This is a genomic window from Enterobacter sp. RHBSTW-00994, from assembly GCF_013782625.1.
Taxonomy (GTDB): domain Bacteria; phylum Pseudomonadota; class Gammaproteobacteria; order Enterobacterales; family Enterobacteriaceae; genus Enterobacter.
Genome location: NZ_CP056199.1, coordinates 4,616,585 through 4,635,027, shown reverse-complemented (window position 1 = coordinate 4,635,027; position 18,443 = coordinate 4,616,585). Strand labels below are relative to the sequence as shown.

The 18,443-nt window shown below is 52.4% G+C and carries 17 protein-coding genes, 2 tRNA genes and 1 rRNA gene; 16 read left to right on the top strand and 4 right to left on the bottom strand.

Annotated elements, in window-relative coordinates; all coding sequences use genetic code 11:
* Nucleotides 1-61: 61 nt before the first annotated feature.
* The 7 genes from ubiE to tatD all read left to right on the top strand — a co-directional run bounded on the left by ubiE (nucleotide 62) and on the right by tatD (nucleotide 5,556).
* On the top strand, nucleotides 62-817 hold the full coding sequence (gene ubiE, locus HV346_RS22135) for a bifunctional demethylmenaquinone methyltransferase/2-methoxy-6-polyprenyl-1,4-benzoquinol methylase UbiE (RefSeq protein WP_181621351.1): 756 nt from the start codon (nucleotides 62-64) through the stop codon (nucleotides 815-817).
* A 13-nt stretch (nucleotides 818-830) separates the two neighbouring features.
* Complete coding sequence (gene ubiJ, locus HV346_RS22130) at nucleotides 831-1,436, top strand: ubiquinone biosynthesis protein UbiJ (RefSeq protein WP_181621349.1); 606 nt, start codon at nucleotides 831-833, stop codon at nucleotides 1,434-1,436.
* Complete coding sequence (gene ubiB, locus HV346_RS22125) at nucleotides 1,433-3,073, top strand: ubiquinone biosynthesis regulatory protein kinase UbiB (RefSeq protein ID WP_181621348.1); 1,641 nt, start codon at nucleotides 1,433-1,435, stop codon at nucleotides 3,071-3,073. The genes ubiJ and ubiB overlap by 4 nt, the downstream gene beginning before the upstream one ends.
* A gap of 74 nt (nucleotides 3,074-3,147) precedes the next feature.
* Complete coding sequence (gene tatA, locus HV346_RS22120) at nucleotides 3,148-3,402, top strand: Sec-independent protein translocase subunit TatA (RefSeq protein ID WP_181621347.1); 255 nt, start codon at nucleotides 3,148-3,150, stop codon at nucleotides 3,400-3,402.
* 3 nt (nucleotides 3,403-3,405) lie between these two features.
* A complete protein-coding gene (gene tatB / locus HV346_RS22115) occupies nucleotides 3,406-3,957 on the top strand; it encodes a Sec-independent protein translocase protein TatB (protein WP_181621346.1) in 552 nt (183 codons plus the stop codon).
* 2 nt (nucleotides 3,958-3,959) lie between these two features.
* Nucleotides 3,960-4,733, top strand: coding sequence for a Sec-independent protein translocase subunit TatC (gene tatC / locus HV346_RS22110; RefSeq protein WP_181621345.1), 774 nt, complete (start codon nucleotides 3,960-3,962; stop codon nucleotides 4,731-4,733).
* A 40-nt stretch (nucleotides 4,734-4,773) separates the two neighbouring features.
* Nucleotides 4,774-5,556: a 3'-5' ssDNA/RNA exonuclease TatD gene (gene tatD, locus HV346_RS22105; RefSeq protein ID WP_181621344.1), complete on the top strand. Its 783-nt coding sequence runs from the start codon at nucleotides 4,774-4,776 to the stop codon at nucleotides 5,554-5,556.
* On the opposite strand, the gene rfaH is transcribed toward tatD, so the two are convergent.
* On the bottom strand, nucleotides 5,553-6,044 hold the full coding sequence (gene rfaH / locus HV346_RS22100; protein ID WP_181621343.1) for a transcription/translation regulatory transformer protein RfaH: 492 nt from the start codon (nucleotides 6,042-6,044) through the stop codon (nucleotides 5,553-5,555). The genes tatD and rfaH overlap by 4 nt on opposite strands.
* 171 nt (nucleotides 6,045-6,215) lie before the next feature.
* Between rfaH and ubiD the strand changes: the two genes are divergently transcribed.
* A complete protein-coding gene (ubiD, locus tag HV346_RS22095; RefSeq protein ID WP_181621341.1) occupies nucleotides 6,216-7,721 on the top strand; it encodes a 4-hydroxy-3-polyprenylbenzoate decarboxylase in 1,506 nt (501 codons plus the stop codon).
* Between the two features lie 30 nt (nucleotides 7,722-7,751).
* Nucleotides 7,752-8,453: an NAD(P)H-flavin reductase gene (gene fre / locus HV346_RS22090; protein WP_181621340.1), complete on the top strand. Its 702-nt coding sequence runs from the start codon at nucleotides 7,752-7,754 to the stop codon at nucleotides 8,451-8,453.
* Here fre and HV346_RS22085 read toward each other — a convergent pair.
* Genes HV346_RS22085 through fadB form a run of 3 tightly spaced genes read right to left on the bottom strand, consistent with a single transcriptional unit; the run spans nucleotide 8,446 to nucleotide 12,004 of the window.
* Entirely contained in the window at nucleotides 8,446-8,616 is a 171-nt protein-coding gene (locus tag HV346_RS22085) for a hypothetical protein (RefSeq protein WP_181621339.1), read from the bottom strand. The genes fre and HV346_RS22085 overlap by 8 nt on opposite strands.
* A 25-nt stretch (nucleotides 8,617-8,641) precedes the next feature.
* Nucleotides 8,642-9,805, bottom strand: a complete 1,164-nt coding sequence (fadA, locus tag HV346_RS22080) for an acetyl-CoA C-acyltransferase FadA (RefSeq protein ID WP_181621338.1) — start codon at nucleotides 9,803-9,805, stop codon at nucleotides 8,642-8,644.
* Nucleotides 9,806-9,814: 9 nt separating this feature from the next.
* Entirely contained in the window at nucleotides 9,815-12,004 is a 2,190-nt protein-coding gene (fadB, locus tag HV346_RS22075) for a fatty acid oxidation complex subunit alpha FadB (protein ID WP_181621336.1), read from the bottom strand.
* Between the two features lie 190 nt (nucleotides 12,005-12,194).
* On the opposite strand from fadB, the gene pepQ reads away from it, so the two are divergent.
* The 7 genes from pepQ to HV346_RS22040 all read left to right on the top strand — a co-directional run bounded on the left by pepQ (nucleotide 12,195) and on the right by HV346_RS22040 (nucleotide 18,379).
* Nucleotides 12,195-13,526 carry a Xaa-Pro dipeptidase gene (pepQ, locus tag HV346_RS22070; protein ID WP_181621334.1) on the top strand — a complete coding sequence of 444 codons (1,332 nt, stop codon included), beginning with the start codon at nucleotides 12,195-12,197 and terminating at the stop codon, nucleotides 13,524-13,526.
* On the top strand, nucleotides 13,526-14,140 hold the full coding sequence (locus HV346_RS22065) for an IMPACT family protein (RefSeq protein WP_181621333.1): 615 nt from the start codon (nucleotides 13,526-13,528) through the stop codon (nucleotides 14,138-14,140). Before pepQ ends, HV346_RS22065 begins: the two co-directional genes overlap by 1 nt.
* 40 nt (nucleotides 14,141-14,180) lie before the next feature.
* Entirely contained in the window at nucleotides 14,181-15,632 is a 1,452-nt protein-coding gene (gene trkH / locus HV346_RS22060; RefSeq protein WP_181621332.1) for a Trk system potassium transporter TrkH, read from the top strand.
* Nucleotides 15,633-15,643: 11 nt separating this feature from the next.
* On the top strand, nucleotides 15,644-16,189 hold the full coding sequence (gene hemG / locus HV346_RS22055) for a menaquinone-dependent protoporphyrinogen IX dehydrogenase (RefSeq protein ID WP_181621331.1): 546 nt from the start codon (nucleotides 15,644-15,646) through the stop codon (nucleotides 16,187-16,189).
* Between the two features lie 379 nt (nucleotides 16,190-16,568).
* A 16S ribosomal RNA gene (locus HV346_RS22050) occupies nucleotides 16,569-18,108 on the top strand.
* A 71-nt stretch (nucleotides 18,109-18,179) separates the two neighbouring features.
* A tRNA-Ile gene (locus HV346_RS22045) sits at nucleotides 18,180-18,256 on the top strand.
* A gap of 47 nt (nucleotides 18,257-18,303) precedes the next feature.
* Nucleotides 18,304-18,379: transfer RNA gene (locus tag HV346_RS22040), tRNA-Ala, on the top strand.
* The last annotated feature ends 64 nt before the right edge of the window (nucleotides 18,380-18,443 follow it).

The window sequence follows — 18,443 nt, the reverse complement described above, 5'->3', positions numbered from 1 at the left end:
GGGCAAACGCGGCCAATCTGTTACACTTCACGAACATTTTACTGAACAAGCAGGCTCTGAGATGGTTGACGATTCACAAGACACGACGCATTTTGGTTTTCAGACTGTCGCCAAAGCACAGAAAGCTGACATGGTGGCTCACGTATTTCACTCCGTGGCGGCGAAATACGATGTGATGAATGATTTGATGTCATTCGGCATTCATCGCTTGTGGAAACGCTTCACTATCGATTGTAGCGGCGTGCGCCGTGGGCAAACGGTTCTGGATCTGGCTGGCGGTACGGGCGACCTGACGGCGAAATTCTCCCGCCTGGTGGGTGAAACCGGTCGTGTTGTTCTGGCTGATATCAACGACTCCATGTTGAAAATGGGTCGTGAGAAGCTGCGTAACATCGGTGTTGTGGGCAATGTTGAATATGTGCAGGCAAACGCCGAAGCGCTGCCGTTCCCGGACAATACCTTTGATTGCATCACCATCTCTTTTGGCCTGCGTAATGTTACAGACAAAGATAAAGCACTGCGCTCTATGTACCGCGTGCTTAAACCCGGTGGACGTTTGCTGGTGCTTGAATTCTCTAAACCGGTTATCGAGCCACTCAGCAAAGCCTACGATGCTTACTCGTTCCATATTTTGCCGCGCATTGGCGAGCTGGTTGCGAACGATGCTGAAAGCTACCGTTACCTGGCGGAATCTATCCGCATGCACCCTGATCAGGACACCTTAAAAGCGATGATGCAGGATGCTGCATTTGAAAACGTTGAGTACTTCAACATGACGGCGGGTGTCGTCGCGCTGCATCGCGGTTACAAGTTCTGAGTGGAGGTCTTCTGTGCCCTTTAAACCTTTAGTCACCGCAGGCATCGAGAATGCATTAAACGCCTTTTTATACCGCGCGCCTGCGTTAAAAATGGCGCGTCAGCGGCTCAGCGGGAAGGTACTGCGCATTGTATTAAAAGAGTTCTCGACACCGTTCGTACTGGTTTTCAGTGAGCGCCAGCTTGATGTCCTGGGTGAGTGGGAAGGTGAGGCCGATTGCTCGGTCATTACACATATGAGCGTGTTACCTAAGCTGCGTGACCGTCAACAGTTAACTGCGCTTATCCGCAGCGGTGAACTGGAAGTCGAAGGTGACATCCAGGTTGTACAGAACTTTGTTGCGCTCAGCGATCTTGCTGAATTCGACCCGGCGGAACTGCTTGCCCCGTATATCGGTGATATCGCTGCGGAAGGCCTCAGTAAAGTCTTTCAGGGTGGAACGACATTTTTGCGTAAAGGCATTCAACGGCAACAACGTTATGTGGCTGAAGTGCTTACTGAAGAGTGGCGTATGGCCCCAGGAGCACTGGAAGTGGCGTGGTTTGCAGAAGAGACTGCGGCTGTAGAACGTGCGGTTGATGCGTTGACCAAACGGCTGGAAAAACTGGAGGGCAAATGACGCCTGGTGAAATTCGGCGCCTCTATTTTATCGTTCGCACCTTTTTGAGTTATGGGCTCGATGAGCTTATCCCCAAGATGCGTATCACGCTGCCACTGCGGATCTGGCGACGGATGTTGTTCTGGATGCCGAATCGACATAAAGAGCAGCCGCTGGGCGAGCGCTTAAGACTGGCATTACAGGAGCTTGGCCCGGTATGGATCAAGTTTGGGCAAATGCTCTCTACCCGGCGCGATCTCTTTCCCCCGCAGATTGCCGATCAACTGGCCTTATTGCAGGATCGTGTTGCACCTTTTGACGGTGCGCGCGCCAAACAACAGATTGAAGAGGCGATGGGTAATATTCCCGTCGAGACCTGGTTTGACGATTTTGATATCCAGCCTCTGGCATCGGCGTCTATTGCGCAGGTGCATACCGCACGTTTGAAAGAAAACGGCAAAGAGGTCGTAATCAAAGTGATCCGCCCGGATATTCTGCCGGTAATAAAAGCGGACATGAAGCTGATTTACCGTCTTGCGCGCTGGGTTCCGCGCCTTCTTCCAGACGGACGGCGTCTTCGCCCAATGGAAGTGGTTCGCGAATATGAAAAAACGCTAATTGATGAACTGAACTTGCTGCGTGAATCGGCGAACGCCATCCAACTGCGTCGTAACTTCGAAGACAGCCCGATGCTGTATGTCCCTGAAGTGTACTCTGACTACTGTAGCCAGGACATGATGGTCATGGAGCGCATATATGGCATCCCCGTTTCCGATGTGGTTGCTCTGGAAAACCAGGGAACTAACATGAAGTTGCTGGCCGAGCGTGGTGTGCAGGTCTTCTTTACCCAGGTGTTCCGCGACAGTTTTTTCCATGCGGACATGCACCCTGGTAACATTTTCGTTAGCTACGAGCACCCGGAAAATCCGAAGTATATCGGTATCGACTGCGGTATTGTCGGTTCACTGAATAAAGAAGACAAACGCTACCTGGCGGAAAACTTTATTGCCTTCTTCAACCGCGATTACCGCAAGGTTGCAGAGCTGCATGTTGATTCTGGCTGGGTTCCGTCGGATACCAACGTCGAAGAATTTGAGTTTGCGATCCGTACAGTATGCGAGCCTATTTTTGAAAAACCGCTGTCGGAGATCTCCTTCGGTCACGTTCTGCTGAATCTGTTTAATACCGCTCGCCGTTTCAATATGGAAGTGCAGCCGCAGTTAGTTTTACTTCAGAAAACATTACTTTACGTTGAGGGCGTAGGCCGCCAGCTCTATCCTCAGTTAGACTTGTGGAAAACAGCGAAACCTTTTCTCGAATCCTGGATCAAGGATCAGGTCGGCATTCCCGCACTAGTGCGTTCGCTCAAAGATAAAGCACCGTTCTGGATTGAAAAAATGCCGGAGATCCCTGAACTGGTTTACGACAGTTTGCGTCAGAGCAAGAATCTGCAGCACAGCATGGATAAAATCGCCCGCGAGTTGCAATCCAATCGCGTTCGTCAGGGACAATCGCGTTATCTCTTTGGGATTGGTGCGACGCTGCTGTTGAGTGGTACGCTCCTGCTGATCAATCGCCCAGAGTGGCAGATGATGCCTGCCTGGCTGATGGCGGGAGGGCTGGTTGTCTGGCTCATTGGCTGGAGAAAGACGCGCTGAATTTGCATCGCTATCACTGGGTCGCATACGTATAATGCAACCTGATTAATTAATCATCTACCTGAGGACGTTTTATGGGTGGTATCAGTATCTGGCAATTGTTAATCATTGCCGTCATCGTCGTGCTGCTGTTTGGTACGAAAAAACTCGGTTCTATCGGTTCCGATCTTGGCGCATCGATCAAAGGCTTTAAGAAAGCCATGAGTGATGATGAAAACAAGCAGGATAAATCTGGCCAGGATGCTGATTTTACTGCTAAATCCATCACCGAAAAGCAAGATGATGCCAAAAAGGAAGACGCTAAACGCCACGATAAAGAGCAGGTGTAATTCGTGTTCGACATTGGTTTTGGTGAGCTGCTGCTGGTCTTTGTGATTGGCCTTATTGTTCTGGGTCCCCAGCGTTTACCGGTTGCGGTGAAAACTGTTGCGGGCTGGGTACGTGCGCTTCGATCTCTTGCCACCACGGTGCAAAATGAGCTGGCTCAGGAGCTCAAATTGCAGGAATTTCAGGAGAGCCTGAAGAAGGTGGAGAAGGCAAGCATGGATAACCTGTCGCCAGAGCTGAAAGCCTCCATGGACGAGTTGCGTGAAGCGGCGGAATCCATGAAACGCTCTTATAGCGTCAACGATCCTGAAAAAGCGAGTGATGAAGCGAACACCATCCACAACCCGGTGGTGAAAGGCAGTGAAGCACAGAGAGAAGGCGTAACGCCTGCCAGTGCGGAGCATTCATCCAACGCACCTTCGCAGTCGCCACAAGAGACAGAAGTGAAAAAACAGGCACAACCGGAAGGACCTGGCGTGAAGGCATCGATGACCGATGCCAACGCAGCAGCCGCGCCTGTTTCCGAATCATCCCCCTCGTCGAGTGATAAAGCGTAAACATGGCAGTAGATGATACTCAACCACTGATTGCGCATCTCATTGAGCTGCGTAAGCGTCTGCTAAACTGCATCATCGCGGTTTGCATCATTTTCTTAGGATTGGTCTATTTCGCCAATGATATCTATCAGGTTGTTTCGGCTCCGTTGATTAAGCAGATGCCGCTAGGGGCAACCATGATAGCCACTGACGTGGCATCACCGTTCTTTACGCCGATCAAGCTAACGTTTTGGGTGTCGCTGATTGCCTCTGCGCCGGTGATCCTTTACCAGGTTTGGGCGTTTGTCGCGCCAGCGCTGTACAAGCATGAACGTAAACTGGTGATCCCACTGCTGGTTTCCAGCTCACTGCTGTTCTATATCGGGATGGCCTTTGCGTATTTCGTGGTCTTTCCGCTGGCCTTTGGATTCCTGACGCACACTGCGCCGGAAGGGGTTCAGGTGTCGACCGACATTGCCAGCTATCTTAGCTTTGTCATGGCCCTGTTCATGGCGTTCGGCGTGGCATTTGAAGTCCCGGTAGCGATTGTGTTGTTATGCTGGATGGGCGTAACCACTCCTGATGATCTGCGTAAGAAGCGTCCCTATATTTTGGTGGGGGCTTTTGTTGTTGGCATGCTCCTGACCCCCCCGGATGTTTTCTCACAAACACTGCTGGCGATACCGATGTATTGCCTGTTTGAAGTGGGCGTCTTTTTCTCTCGCTTCTATGTTGGCAAGCGTCGTCCATCGGATGATGAAGACGAAGAAACGTCTGACAAAACTACCGAAGAGTAACACCGCCGCCCGTCAGGGCGGTTTTTACATGGGGTAACGCATGTTTGATATCGGTCTGAATCTGACCAGCTCCCAGTTTGCGAAAGATCGGGATGAGGTCGTTACGCGCGCGTTCGACGCTGGCGTAAAAGGTCTGTTGCTGACCGGGACGAACCTTCACGAAAGCCAGCAAGCGCAACAGCTTGCGAGGCGCTATGAACACTGCTGGTCAACGGCCGGTGTACATCCTCATGACAGCAGTTCATGGGTGGATAACAGTGCCGAGGTGATTTACACGCTCGCAAAGACAGAAGAGGTGGTCGCCATTGGTGAGTGCGGACTGGATTTTAACCGTAATTTTTCGACGCCAGCCGAGCAGGAAAGCGCGTTTACCGCGCAGCTTGCACTGGCCGCCGAACTGGGGATGCCGGTGTTTATGCACTGTCGTGATGCCCACGAACGTTTTCTGGCGCTACTCGAACCCTGGCTGGATAAGCTGCCTGGCGCGGTGCTGCACTGCTTTACCGGTTCCCGACAGGAAGCGCTGGATTGCCTGAATCGTGGGTTATATCTGGGGATCACGGGTTGGGTCTGTGATGAACGGCGTGGGCTGGAGCTGCGTGAACTGCTGCCTGTTATCCCTGCCGAACGGCTGCTGGTGGAAACGGACGCGCCTTATCTTCTGCCGCGTGACCTTTCGCCAAAACCCTCTTCACGGCGTAACGAGCCGGCATTCCTGGGGCATATTGTGGAAAGTGTCGCGCGCTGGCGTGGAGAAGATCCACAGTGGCTGGCGGCACAAACGGATGACAACGTGCGCCGCCTGTTTGGTGTGCAGTTTTAAATTTTGCGGAAATCGGTGTTTTTGACGCTCTGAAGCACCTGTTTGTTCAACAGGTTGAGCAGAAGCATTGAACGCGCTTCGCCATCCGGTTCGGAGAAAATTGCCTGTAATCCTTCAAATGCACCTTCAGTGATCACCACGTTGTCGCCCGAGAAAGGCGTTTCCGGATCAGTAATACCTTCAGGTTGTTTGTAGACAGAAAGTTGGTGAATGACCGATGACGGAACGGTTGCCGGATGAGCGCCAAAACGGACGAAGTGGCTGACACCGCGTGTCGCGCTAATGGTCGTGGTATGGACGACTTCCGGGTCGAACTCCACAAATAAGTAGTTTGGAAACAGCGGTTCACTGACCATCGTGCGTTTTCCACGCTGTATTTTTTCAAGCGTGATCACTGGTGTCAGGCAGAGCACAGACTGACGTTCAAGATGTTCCTGTGCGCGCTGAAGTTGCCCGCGTTTGCAATACAGTAAATACCAGGCCTGCATAATCACTCTTTCCCTTAGTTCGGGGCGCAAGCATATCAAAACCCTGGAGGGATCGCTAAGTTGATTATAATGGACCAAATGTGAAGGAGTACGTGGAAGTTCACGCTAATTTAACAAAATTACAGCGTCGTGATGACGAACGCCGTATAATGAAGCGCTTACAGAGAGGCCATGACTAACTGCATGAAATACCACGATCTACGCGACTTCCTGGCGCTGCTGGAAAAGCAGGGCGAACTCAAACGCATCACGCACCCTGTTGATCCTTATCTGGAAATGACAGAAATTGCTGACCGCACATTACGTGCTGGCGGCCCCGCACTGTTGTTTGAAAATCCCAAAGGTTACTCCATGCCGGTGCTGTGCAACTTGTTTGGCACACCTAAGCGGGTTGCGCTTGGCATGGGCCAGGAGGATGTCAGGGCGTTGCGTGAAGTGGGCAAGCTACTGGCCTTCTTAAAAGAACCGGAACCACCAAAGGGCTTTCGCGATCTGTTCGACAAGCTGCCGCAGTTTAAGCAGGTGTTGAACATGCCCACTAAACGCCTGCGCGGCGCACCTTGTCAGCAGAAAGTACAGGAAGGTGATGATGTTGATCTCACGCGTATCCCGATCATGCAGTGTTGGCCGGAAGATGCCGCCCCGCTGATTACCTGGGGGCTTACCGTTACGCGCGGCCCGCACAAAGAGCGCCAAAACCTGGGTATCTACCGTCAGCAACTGATTGGCAAGAACAAGCTGATTATGCGCTGGTTGTCCCATCGTGGTGGTGCGCTGGATTTCCAGGAGTGGTGTGCTGAACATCCGGGTGAGCGTTTCCCGGTATCTGTTGCACTTGGCGCCGATCCGGCAACTATCCTTGGCGCCGTGACGCCGGTTCCTGACACATTGTCCGAATATGCGTTCGCCGGTTTGTTGCGGGGAACGAAAACGGAAGTGGTGAAGTGTATTTCTAATGATCTGGAAGTTCCGGCCAGTGCGGAGATCGTGCTGGAGGGGTACATTGAACCTGGCGAAATGGCTCCGGAAGGCCCTTATGGCGACCACACCGGATATTACAACGAAGTTGATCACTTCCCGGTGTTTACGGTTACGCACATTACCCAGCGTGAAGATGCGATTTATCACTCCACCTACACCGGGCGTCCACCGGATGAACCCGCAGTGTTGGGCGTAGCGTTAAACGAAGTGTTCGTTCCGATTCTGCAAAAGCAGTTCCCGGAAATCGTTGATTTTTATCTGCCGCCGGAAGGATGCTCTTATCGTCTTGCTGTTGTGACCATGAAGAAGCAGTATGCAGGTCACGCGAAACGCGTGATGATGGGCGTCTGGTCATTCTTGCGCCAGTTTATGTACACCAAATTTGTTATCGTTTGCGATGATGACGTCAATGCCCGAGACTGGAACGACGTTATCTGGGCCATCACCACACGAATGGACCCGGCGCGCGATACCGTGTTAGTTGAAAACACGCCAATTGATTATCTGGATTTTGCCTCGCCGGTTTCAGGGCTTGGCTCAAAAATGGGACTGGATGCCACAAATAAATGGCCGGGCGAAACCCAGCGTGAATGGGGTCGCCCAATCAAAAAAGATCCTGATGTGACCGCGCGCATCGACGCGATCTGGGACGAATTGGCCATAATGAATAACGGTAAACCAGAGTCTGACCGTTAAGCCCTATAGACTTCCCGACAGAGAGAGCGAATGACAACCTTAAGCTGTAAAGTGACCTCGGTAGATGCTATTACCGACACCGTATATCGCGTCCGTTTAGTGCCAGAAGCGGCATTCTCTTTCCGCGCAGGCCAGTATCTGATGGTCGTGATGGATGAGCGTGATAAACGTCCTTTCTCAATGGCATCTACGCCAGCAGAGCAGGAATTTATCGAGCTACATATCGGTGCGTCAGAGCTTAACTTGTATGCGATGGCAGTGATGGACCGCATTCTGAAAGAACGTGAAATTGTTGTCGATATTCCTCATGGTGAGGCCTGGTTACGTGAAGATGAAGACCGTCCGCTGATCCTGATTGCTGGGGGGACAGGCTTCTCCTATGCACGTTCCATCCTGCTGACGGCGCTTGCGCGTAATCCTAATCGTGATATCACGATTTACTGGGGGGGCCGTGAAGAGAAGCATCTGTACGATCTGTCTGAACTGGAAGCGCTGAGCGTAACCCATCCTAATCTGCGCATTGAGCCAGTAGTCGAGCAGCCTGAAGAGGGCTGGCGCGGGCGTAGTGGCACAGTGTTGACCGCAGTGTTACAGGATCATGGCACGCTGGCAGAGCATGATATCTACATTGCGGGTCGTTTTGAGATGGCGAAGATTGCGCGTGATTTGTTCTGTAATGAGCGTGGTGCGCGTGAAGACCGTCTGTTTGGCGATGCGTTTGCCTTCATTTAAGCATAAAAAAACCCGCCCCTGACAGGCGGGAAGAACGGCAACTAAACTGTTTCTCTTCGGCAATGACGCCATAACTGCGTTGGCCGCGCTCGCTCACCCGGATCACTGACTTTTCAGTAAGCTCATCGGGTTTCGTCCGCTTGCCACCGGGTTCTGGCGTCATTGGCTGCGAGATACCTTTTCTGGATTTACACTCTCTCAAATACTGTTGCGATCCCCTGACCCAACCCGATACACATGGTTGCCAGACCAAACTGGGCATCTTTGCGTTCCATAAGGTTGAGCAGTGTGGTGCTGATACGTGCACCGGAACAACCCAGCGGGTGACCCAGAGCTATCGCGCCGCCATTGAGATTAATCTTCTCATCGATCTGATCCATTAGCCCCAGATCTTTAATACATGGCAGGATCTGCGCGGCAAACGCTTCGTTCATTTCAAACAGATCGATATCGCTGGTTGAAAGCCCCGCTTTTTTGAGCGCCAGTTTCGATGCCGGGACCGGTCCGTAACCCATGATTGATGGGTCGCAACCGACCACTGCCATTGAACGGATACGGGCGCGTGGCGTCAGGCCCAATTCACGAGCACGGCTTTCGCTCATCACCAGCATGGCGGCTGCACCGTCAGAGAGTGCCGATGAAGTCCCGGCGGTGACCGTGCCTGTTACCGGGTCAAATGCCGGGCGCAACGTAGCAAGGGCTTCAACTGTGGTTTCCGGGCGAATCACTTCATCGTGGAAGAATTGCTTCAATACACCGTCTGCATCGTGCCCGCCGGTGGGTAAAATCTCGTTTTTAAACGCCCCGGATTGAGTGGCAGCCCAGGCGCGAGCGTGAGAACGCGCGGCGAAGGCATCCTGCATTTCGCGGCTGATGCCGTGCAGGCGGGAGAGCATTTCGGCGGTAAGTCCCATCATTCCGGCGGCTTTTGCCACGTTACGACTCATACCTGGATGGAAATCAACACCGTGGCTCATCGGCACATGGCCCATATGTTCCACGCCGCCGACCAGGCATGCTTGCGCATCGCCGGTCATGATCATGCGGGCGGCGTCGTGCAGCGCCTGCATTGATGAACCACACAGACGGTTAACGGTGACCGCAGGCACGGAGTGTGGGATCTCTGCCAGCAACGACGCGTTACGGGCGATATTGAAACCCTGCTCCAGAGTTTGCTGGACGCAACCCCAGTAAATATCGTCAATCGCGGTCGCATCCAGCGCCGGGTTACGCGTCAGCAGGCTACGCATCAGGTGTGCGGAGAGATCTTCCGCACGAACGTTCCGGAATGCGCCGCCCTTTGAACGGCCCATCGGGGTGCGAATTGCATCGACAATGACAACCTGTTCCATTGTGACTCCTTAAGCCGTTTTCAGTTCGCCTACCGGGCGGGCAGGTTCAACTGAGGGATAATACGGTTCGTTGTGGCGCGCTTTATTACGCAAACCTTCCGGCACTGAGTAGAGAGGACCGAGGTGCTGATACTGCTGAGCCATATCGAGATATCTGGCGCTACCGAGCGTATCCAGCCAGCGGAACGCGCCCCCGTGGAACGGTGGGAAACCGAGACCATACACCAGCGCCATATCCGCTTCTGCCGGGCTGGCGATAATGCCTTCTTCCAGACAGCGCACCACTTCGTTGACCATCGGGAGCATCATACGGGCGATGATCTCTTCGTCAGAGAAGTCACGTTTTGGCTGGCTAACATCAGCCAGCAAACTGTCCACCGCCGCATCTTCTTCTTTCTTCGGCTTGCCTTTGCTGTCTTCTTTATAACGCCAGAAGCCCAGACCGTTTTTCTGCCCGAAGCGATTTGCATCGAACAGAGCGTCGATAGCATCGCGATAATCTTTCTGCATGCGTTGAGGGAAGCCTGCAGCCATGACCGCCTGCGCGTGATGCGCAGTATCAATGCCGACCACATCCAGTAAATAGGCCGGTCCCATCGGCCAGCCAAACTGTTTTTCCATTACTTTATCAACCTTACGGAAGTCCGCACCGTCGCGCAGTAACTGGCTAAAACCAGCAAAGTAAGGGAACAACACGCGGTTGACGAAGAAGCCTGGGCAGTCGTTCACCACGATTGGGGTTTTGCCCATCTTGCTGGCCCACGCCACGACTTTGGCGATGGTCTCGTCGGAGGTTTTTTCCCCGCGAATTACTTCAACCAGCGGCATACGATGCACTGGGTTAAAGAAGTGCATACCGCAGAAGTTTTCAGGGCGCTTCAGCACGCTTGCCAGTTCGTTAATTGGAATGGTGGAGGTGTTTGAGGCCAAAACGGCATCCGGGCGAATTTTATCTTCGGTTTCAGCCAGGACTGCTTTTTTCACTTTTGGGTTTTCAACCACCGCTTCGACCACCACGTCTACACGTTCGAAACCGGTATATTCCAGCGTTGGCTGGATGGTGGAAATCACGCCTGAGAGCTTCAGGCCGTCAATCTTGCCACGTTCCAGTTGCTTGTTGAGCAGCTTGGCCGCTTCGGTCATACCGAGCGTCAGGGATTTTTCGCTGATGTCCTTCATCACAACCGGCACACCTTTCCAGGCAGACTGGTAGGCAATACCGCCCCCCATAATGCCAGCACCCAGCACTGCCGCATGTTTTGGCGTCTCAACGTTTTTGGTCAGTTGTTTCGCTTTGCCTTTTACATACTGGTCATTCAGGAAAATACCTACCAGGGCGCGGGCTTCATTGGTGTGCGCCAGCGGGACAAAGCTCTGGTTTTCTAATTTAAGCGCTTCGTCACGGCCCAGACGGGCTGCGGCTTCAATGGTTTTGACTGCGGTTATTGGCGCCGGATAGTGTTTGCCCGCGGTCTGCATCACCATGCCTTTGGCGATGGTGAAGCTCATGGTGGCTTCGATTTTACTGAGTTTTAACGGCTCCAGTTTCGGCTGGCGTTTGGCTTTCCAGTCGAGATCGCCCTTGATAGCCTGACGCAGAATAGCGAGTGCACCATCTTTCAGTTTTTCAGGCTTAACGACACCATCAACCAGGCCGATTTTCAGGGCTTGTTCAGCGCTGACATCTTTACCGGCGGCAATAATTTCCAGGGCACTGTCTGCACCCAGCATACGCGGCATACGGACGGAGCCGCCAAAGCCCGGCATGATGCCCAGTTTGGTTTCCGGCAGGCCGATACGCAGGTCTGGCGTTGCGAGGCGGTAATCGGTAGAGAGCACACACTCACAGCCACCACCCAGCGCGTAGCCGTTGACCGCTGAAATCGTCGGAACAGGCAGATCTTCCAGGCGGTTAAAGACGCTGTTGGCGAAATGCAGCCACTGGCTCAGTTGCTCTTCCGGGACAAGGAACAGCGAAAGGAACTCGGTAATATCGGCCCCAACAATAAAAGCGGCTTTCTCTGAACGTAACAACAGACCTTTTAAGCCAGGTTGTTTTTCAAGTACGTCCAGTGCCTGGCCAAGACTGGCCACTGTCGCAGTATCGAGTTTATTAACTGAACCGGGGGCATCGAACACCAGTTCGGCGATGCCATCTTCCAGCCAGTTTAGGTACAGGGTGTCGCCTTTGTAGAGCATGTCAGTCTCCTGAATCCAGCAATTGGATCTGGTCATACCAGATGAGACCGAGTGTGGAATTTATGTTAATAAAATGCAAATTACTCATTAAAAAATTGCTGCATTGATCACGGTCGGTGGAAATCACGCAGGTGGTGTCAGGTGTGCTAAGATGCCAGAATCTGAGCGCAAAAAAATGAAAGGAAAAACAATGGACTCACTGGCTGCACTCTATAAAAATCATATTGTTACATTACAGGAACGTACTCGTGACGTACTGGCGCGTTTTAAGCTTGATGCGCTGCTCATCCACTCAGGCGAACTGATGAATACGTTCCTTGATGACCATGCGTATCCGTTCAAGGTCAATCCGCAGTTTAAAGCCTGGGTTCCGGTCACACAGGTTCCAAATTGCTGGTTGCTGGTGGATGGCGTGAACAAGCCGAAACTGTGGTTCTACCTGCCAGTAGATTACTGGCATAACGTCGAACCGCTGCCGACCTCTTTCTGGACCGACGATGTGGACGTGATTGCGCTGCCTAAAGCGGATGGCATTGGCAGCCAATTGCCTGCAGCGCGTGGGAATATTGCGTATATTGGTCCGGTTCCTGAGCGCGCGCTGGGCCTGGATATTCCGGCAGATAAACTCAACCCGAAAGGGGTGATCGATTTCCTGCACTATTATCGTTCCTATAAAACTGACTATGAGCTTTTCTGCATGCGTGAAGCGCAGAAAACAGCAGTAAACGGCCATCGTGCGGCACATGAAGCGTTCTTGTCCGGCATGAGTGAGTTTGACATTAATCAGGCCTATCTCACCGCAACCGGTCACCGCGATACCGACGTGCCTTATAGCAACATCGTGGCGTTGAACGAACATGCCTCTGTGCTGCACTACACTAAGCTGGATCACCGTGCGCCGTCTGAGCTGCGTAGTTTCTTACTGGATGCCGGGGCAGAATATAATGGTTATGCGGCAGATCTGACCCGTACCTGGGCGGCTCATGGCGATACCGATTTTGCGCAGTTGATTAAAGATGTGAATGATGAGCAACTGGCGCTTATCAGCACGATGAAGGCAGGGACTCGTTATGTGGATTACCACATCCAGTTCCATCAACGCATCGCTAAACTGCTGCGTAAACATCAGATTGTGAAAGACATGAGCGAAGAGGCGATGGTGGAGAACGATCTGACCGGGCCATTTATGCCACACGGTATCGGTCACCCATTGGGGCTACAGGTTCATGATGTTGCCGGTTTTATGCAGGATGATACGGGCACGCACCTGGCTGCACCATCCAAATACCCGTACCTGCGCTGTACCCGTATTCTTGAACCGCGCATGGTGCTGACCATCGAGCCGGGTATCTACTTCATCGAGTCTCTTTTGACGCCATGGCGTGAAGGGCAATTTAGCAAACACTTCAACTGGCAGAAAATTGACGCCCTGAAGCCGTTCGGTGGTATCCGTATCGAAGATAACGTGGTGATCCACGAAAATAACGTCGAGAACATGACGCGAGACCTGAAGCTGGCCTGATGGAAAGCTGGCTGATACCGGCTGAACCGGTCACCTTTGTTGAGGAAATCAAGAAAAGCCGCTTTATTACACTGTTGGCGCACACCAATGGTGTTGAGGCGGCAAAAGCGTTTGTTGAGTCTGTTCGCATGCAGCATCCTGATGCGCGTCACCACTGTGTGGCGTGGGTGGCAGGGCCACCGAATGACTCGCAGAAACTGGGTTTTTCAGATGATGGTGAACCTGCGGGAACGGCTGGCAAGCCCATGCTCTCCCAATTGATGGGAAGTGGCGTGGGCGAGATTACCGCCGTGGTGGTTCGCTACTACGGCGGTATTTTGTTAGGCACGGGGGGGCTGGTCAAAGCCTACGGTGGCGGTGTCCAGCAGGCGCTAAATCTGCTTATTACGACCCGCAAAACGCCGCTTACCGAATATACTTTATTGTGTGATTACGCCCAGTTATCGGGTATTGAAACGCTGCTCAGGCAATTTAACGGTGTGATTGCGCACAGTGAATATCAGGCGACAGTGCACCTGCGTGTGGCGCTTCCTCAGGCAGATCTGGATGCTTTTTCAGCAAAGCTGGCTGATTTTAGTCGCGGCGCGTTGCAATTGCTGCCGATTGACGAATAATCCCCACCTTACTTTTTGAATACCAAAGGACGCGGCAGAGATGCATTTTCGTGCCATTACCCGAATCGTTGGACTGCTGGTCATACTCTTCTCCGGGACGATGATTCTCCCAGGCCTGGTTGCACTTATCTACCGGGACGGCGCGGGGCGTGCATTTACCCAGACATTTTTTGTCGCGTTGATGATCGGCTCTCTGCTGTGGTGGCCAAACCGTCGTGAAAAAGGCGAGCTGAAATCCCGCGAAGGCTTTTTAATCGTCGTCCTGTTCTGGACGGTGCTGGGGAGCGTGGGTGCGCTGCCGTTTATCTTTTCCGAGCAACCGAATCTAACCGTGACGGATGCCTTTTTTGAATCGTTTTCGGGTTTAACCACTACCGGGGCGACAACGCTGGTGGGGCTGGATTCGTTGCCGCATGCCATCCTCTTTTATCGCCAGATGCTGCAATGGTTTGGTGGTATGGGGATCATTGTGCTGGCTGTGGCGATTTTGCCAATTCTGGGCGTAGGGGGGATGCAGCTGTATCGTGCAGAAATGCCTGGGCCGCTGAAAGACAATAAAATGCGCCCACGTATTGCCGAGACGGCAAAAACACTATGGCTTATCTATGTGCTTCTTACCGTGGCGTGTGCGTTGGCACTGTGGTTTGCCGGGATGCCAGCCTTCGATGCGATTGGCCATAGTTTTGCCACCATTGCTATCGGCGGGTTTTCTACTCACGATGGCAGTATCGGTTATTTCGATAGCCCGACCATTAACACGATTATTGCTATCTTCCTGCTGATTTCCGGCTGTAACTATGGCTTGCACTTCTCTCTGTTAAGCGGCCGTAGCCTGAAAGTTTACTGGCGTGACCCTGAATTCAGGATGTTCATTGGCGTTCAGCTTACCCTGGTCATTATCTGTACCCTGGTGCTGTGGTTCCATGATGTGTATAGCTCAGCGGTAACCACGCTGAACCAGGCTTTCTTCCAGGTCGTATCGATGGCGACAACTGCAGGTTTTACCACTGACAGTATCGCCCGTTGGCCGCTCTTCCTGCCTGTATTGTTATTGTGCTCTGCCTTCATTGGTGGTTGTGCGGGATCGACGGGTGGGGGTCTGAAGGTTATTCGTATCCTGTTGCTGTTTAAGCAGGGTAACCGCGAGCTGAAACGTCTGGTACACCCGAATGCGGTTTACAGCATCAAACTGGGGAATCGCGCATTACCGGAACGTATCCTCGAAGCGGTATGGGGTTTCTTCTCTGCTTATGCGCTGGTTTTCATTGTCAGCATGCTGGCGATCATCGCGACGGGCGTGGATGATTTCTCTGCATTTGCCTCTGTTGTTGCAACGCTTAATAACCTTGGGCCGGGGCTTGGCGTGGTGGCGGATAACTTTGCCAGTATGAATCCGGTAGCGAAGTGGATCCTGATTGCTAATATGCTGTTTGGGCGTCTTGAGGTCTTTACGTTGCTGGTTCTGTTTACCCCAACATTCTGGCGCGAATAAGGAAGCCATCGTTGAAAACATTAATTCTATTCTCTACACGAGACGGGCAAACGCGTGAAATCGCCTCTTATTTGGCCTCTGAGTTAAAAGAGCAAGGGGTTTATGCGGATGTGGTGAACTTGAATCGCGCAAATGAGATCGCCTGGCAGGATTATGAGCGTGTCGTTATTGGTGCTTCTATTCGCTATGGCCATTTCCATCCTGCGTTGGATCGTTTTGTGAAAAAGCATTTAGACGTACTTAATACGCTGCCTGGCGCTTTCTATTCTGTCAATCTGGTGGCGCGTAAAGCGGAAAAGCGCACGCCGCAGACGAACAGCTACACGCGCAAGTTTCTGCTGAACTCACCGTGGCAGCCAGATCTGTGCGCTGTGTTTGCCGGAGCGTTGCGTTACCCTCGTTATCGCTGGTATGACCGCTTTATGATCCGACTGATTATGAAGATGACGGGAGGTGAAACGGATACACATAAAGAAGTGGTTTATACAGACTGGGGCCAGGTTGCCAGTTTTGCTCGTGAAGTCGCGCAATTAACCAGCGATTCGCGGGTTAAATAAGCGTGGCGTTTGAAAAATGAGCGAACGAAAAGTTTTTTGTATTTTATACTTGTCACTGGCGAATAACTCCCTATAATGCGCCTCCACTGACACGGAACAACGGCTTACAGGCCGCCGGGTTAGCGGGGTTCAGAGATGAACGCCGGCAGAGAAAAGCGAAAATAAACGCTTGACTCTGAATGAGGAAAACGTATTATACGGGACCTCGCAACGGTGAGCGAAAGCCGCGTTGCACTGCTCTTTAACAATTTATCAGACAATCTGTGTGGGCACTCAAAGTGATATGGATTCTTGACGTCGCAAGACGAAAAATGAATACCAAGTCTCTGAGTGAACATACGTAATTCATTACGAAGTTTAATTCACGAGCATCAAACTTAAATTGAAGAGTTTGATCATGGCTCAGATTGAACGCTGGCGGCAGGCCTAACACATGCAAGTCGGGCGGTAACACAGGGAGCTTGCTCCCGGGTGACGAGCGGCGGACGGGTGAGTAATGTCTGGGAAACTGCCTGATGGAGGGGGATAACTACTGGAAACGGTAGCTAATACCGCATAATGTCGCAAGACCAAAGAGGGGGACCTTCGGGCCTCTTGCCATCAGATGTGCCCAGATGGGATTAGCTAGTAGGTGGGGTAATGGCTCACCTAGGCGACGATCCCTAGCTGGTCTGAGAGGATGACCAGCCACACTGGAACTGAGACACGGTCCAGACTCCTACGGGAGGCAGCAGTGGGGAATATTGCACAATGGGCGCAAGCCTGATGCAGCCATGCCGCGTGTATGAAGAAGGCCTTCGGGTTGTAAAGTACTTTCAGCGGGGAGGAAGGCGTTGTGGTTAATAACCACAGCGATTGACGTTACCCGCAGAAGAAGCACCGGCTAACTCCGTGCCAGCAGCCGCGGTAATACGGAGGGTGCAAGCGTTAATCGGAATTACTGGGCGTAAAGCGCACGCAGGCGGTCTGTCAAGTCGGATGTGAAATCCCCGGGCTCAACCTGGGAACTGCATTCGAAACTGGCAGGCTAGAGTCTTGTAGAGGGGGGTAGAATTCCAGGTGTAGCGGTGAAATGCGTAGAGATCTGGAGGAATACCGGTGGCGAAGGCGGCCCCCTGGACAAAGACTGACGCTCAGGTGCGAAAGCGTGGGGAGCAAACAGGATTAGATACCCTGGTAGTCCACGCCGTAAACGATGTCGACTTGGAGGTTGTTCCCTTGAGGAGTGGCTTCCGGAGCTAACGCGTTAAGTCGACCGCCTGGGGAGTACGGCCGCAAGGTTAAAACTCAAATGAATTGACGGGGGCCCGCACAAGCGGTGGAGCATGTGGTTTAATTCGATGCAACGCGAAGAACCTTACCTACTCTTGACATCCACGGAATTTAGCAGAGATGCTTTAGTGCCTTCGGGAACCGTGAGACAGGTGCTGCATGGCTGTCGTCAGCTCGTGTTGTGAAATGTTGGGTTAAGTCCCGCAACGAGCGCAACCCTTATCCTTTGTTGCCAGCGGCTAGGCCGGGAACTCAAAGGAGACTGCCAGTGATAAACTGGAGGAAGGTGGGGATGACGTCAAGTCATCATGGCCCTTACGAGTAGGGCTACACACGTGCTACAATGGCATATACAAAGAGAAGCGACCTCGCGAGAGCAAGCGGACCTCATAAAGTATGTCGTAGTCCGGATTGGAGTCTGCAACTCGACTCCATGAAGTCGGAATCGCTAGTAATCGTAGATCAGAATGCTACGGTGAATACGTTCCCGGGCCTTGTACACACCGCCCGTCACACCATGGGAGTGGGTTGCAAAAGAAGTAGGTAGCTTAACCTTCGGGAGGGCGCTTACCACTTTGTGATTCATGACTGGGGTGAAGTCGTAACAAGGTAACCGTAGGGGAACCTGCGGTTGGATCACCTCCTTACCTTAAAGAACCTGCCTTTGTAGTGTCCACACAGATTGTCTGATGAAAAATAAGCAGTAAAGAATCTCTGCAGGCTTGTAGCTCAGGTGGTTAGAGCGCACCCCTGATAAGGGTGAGGTCGGTGGTTCAAGTCCACTCAGGCCTACCAAAATCCTTATGAACAAGGATGAGCGGTACAGAGATTAGTCTTTCGATGGGGTTATAGCTCAGCTGGGAGAGCGCCTGCCTTGCACGCAGGAGGTCTGCGGTTCGATCCCGCATAGCTCCACCATCCTTTACTGTTGAAAACAAGAAAACTTCAGAGTGTACCTGAAAAGGTTCACTGCGAAGTTTTG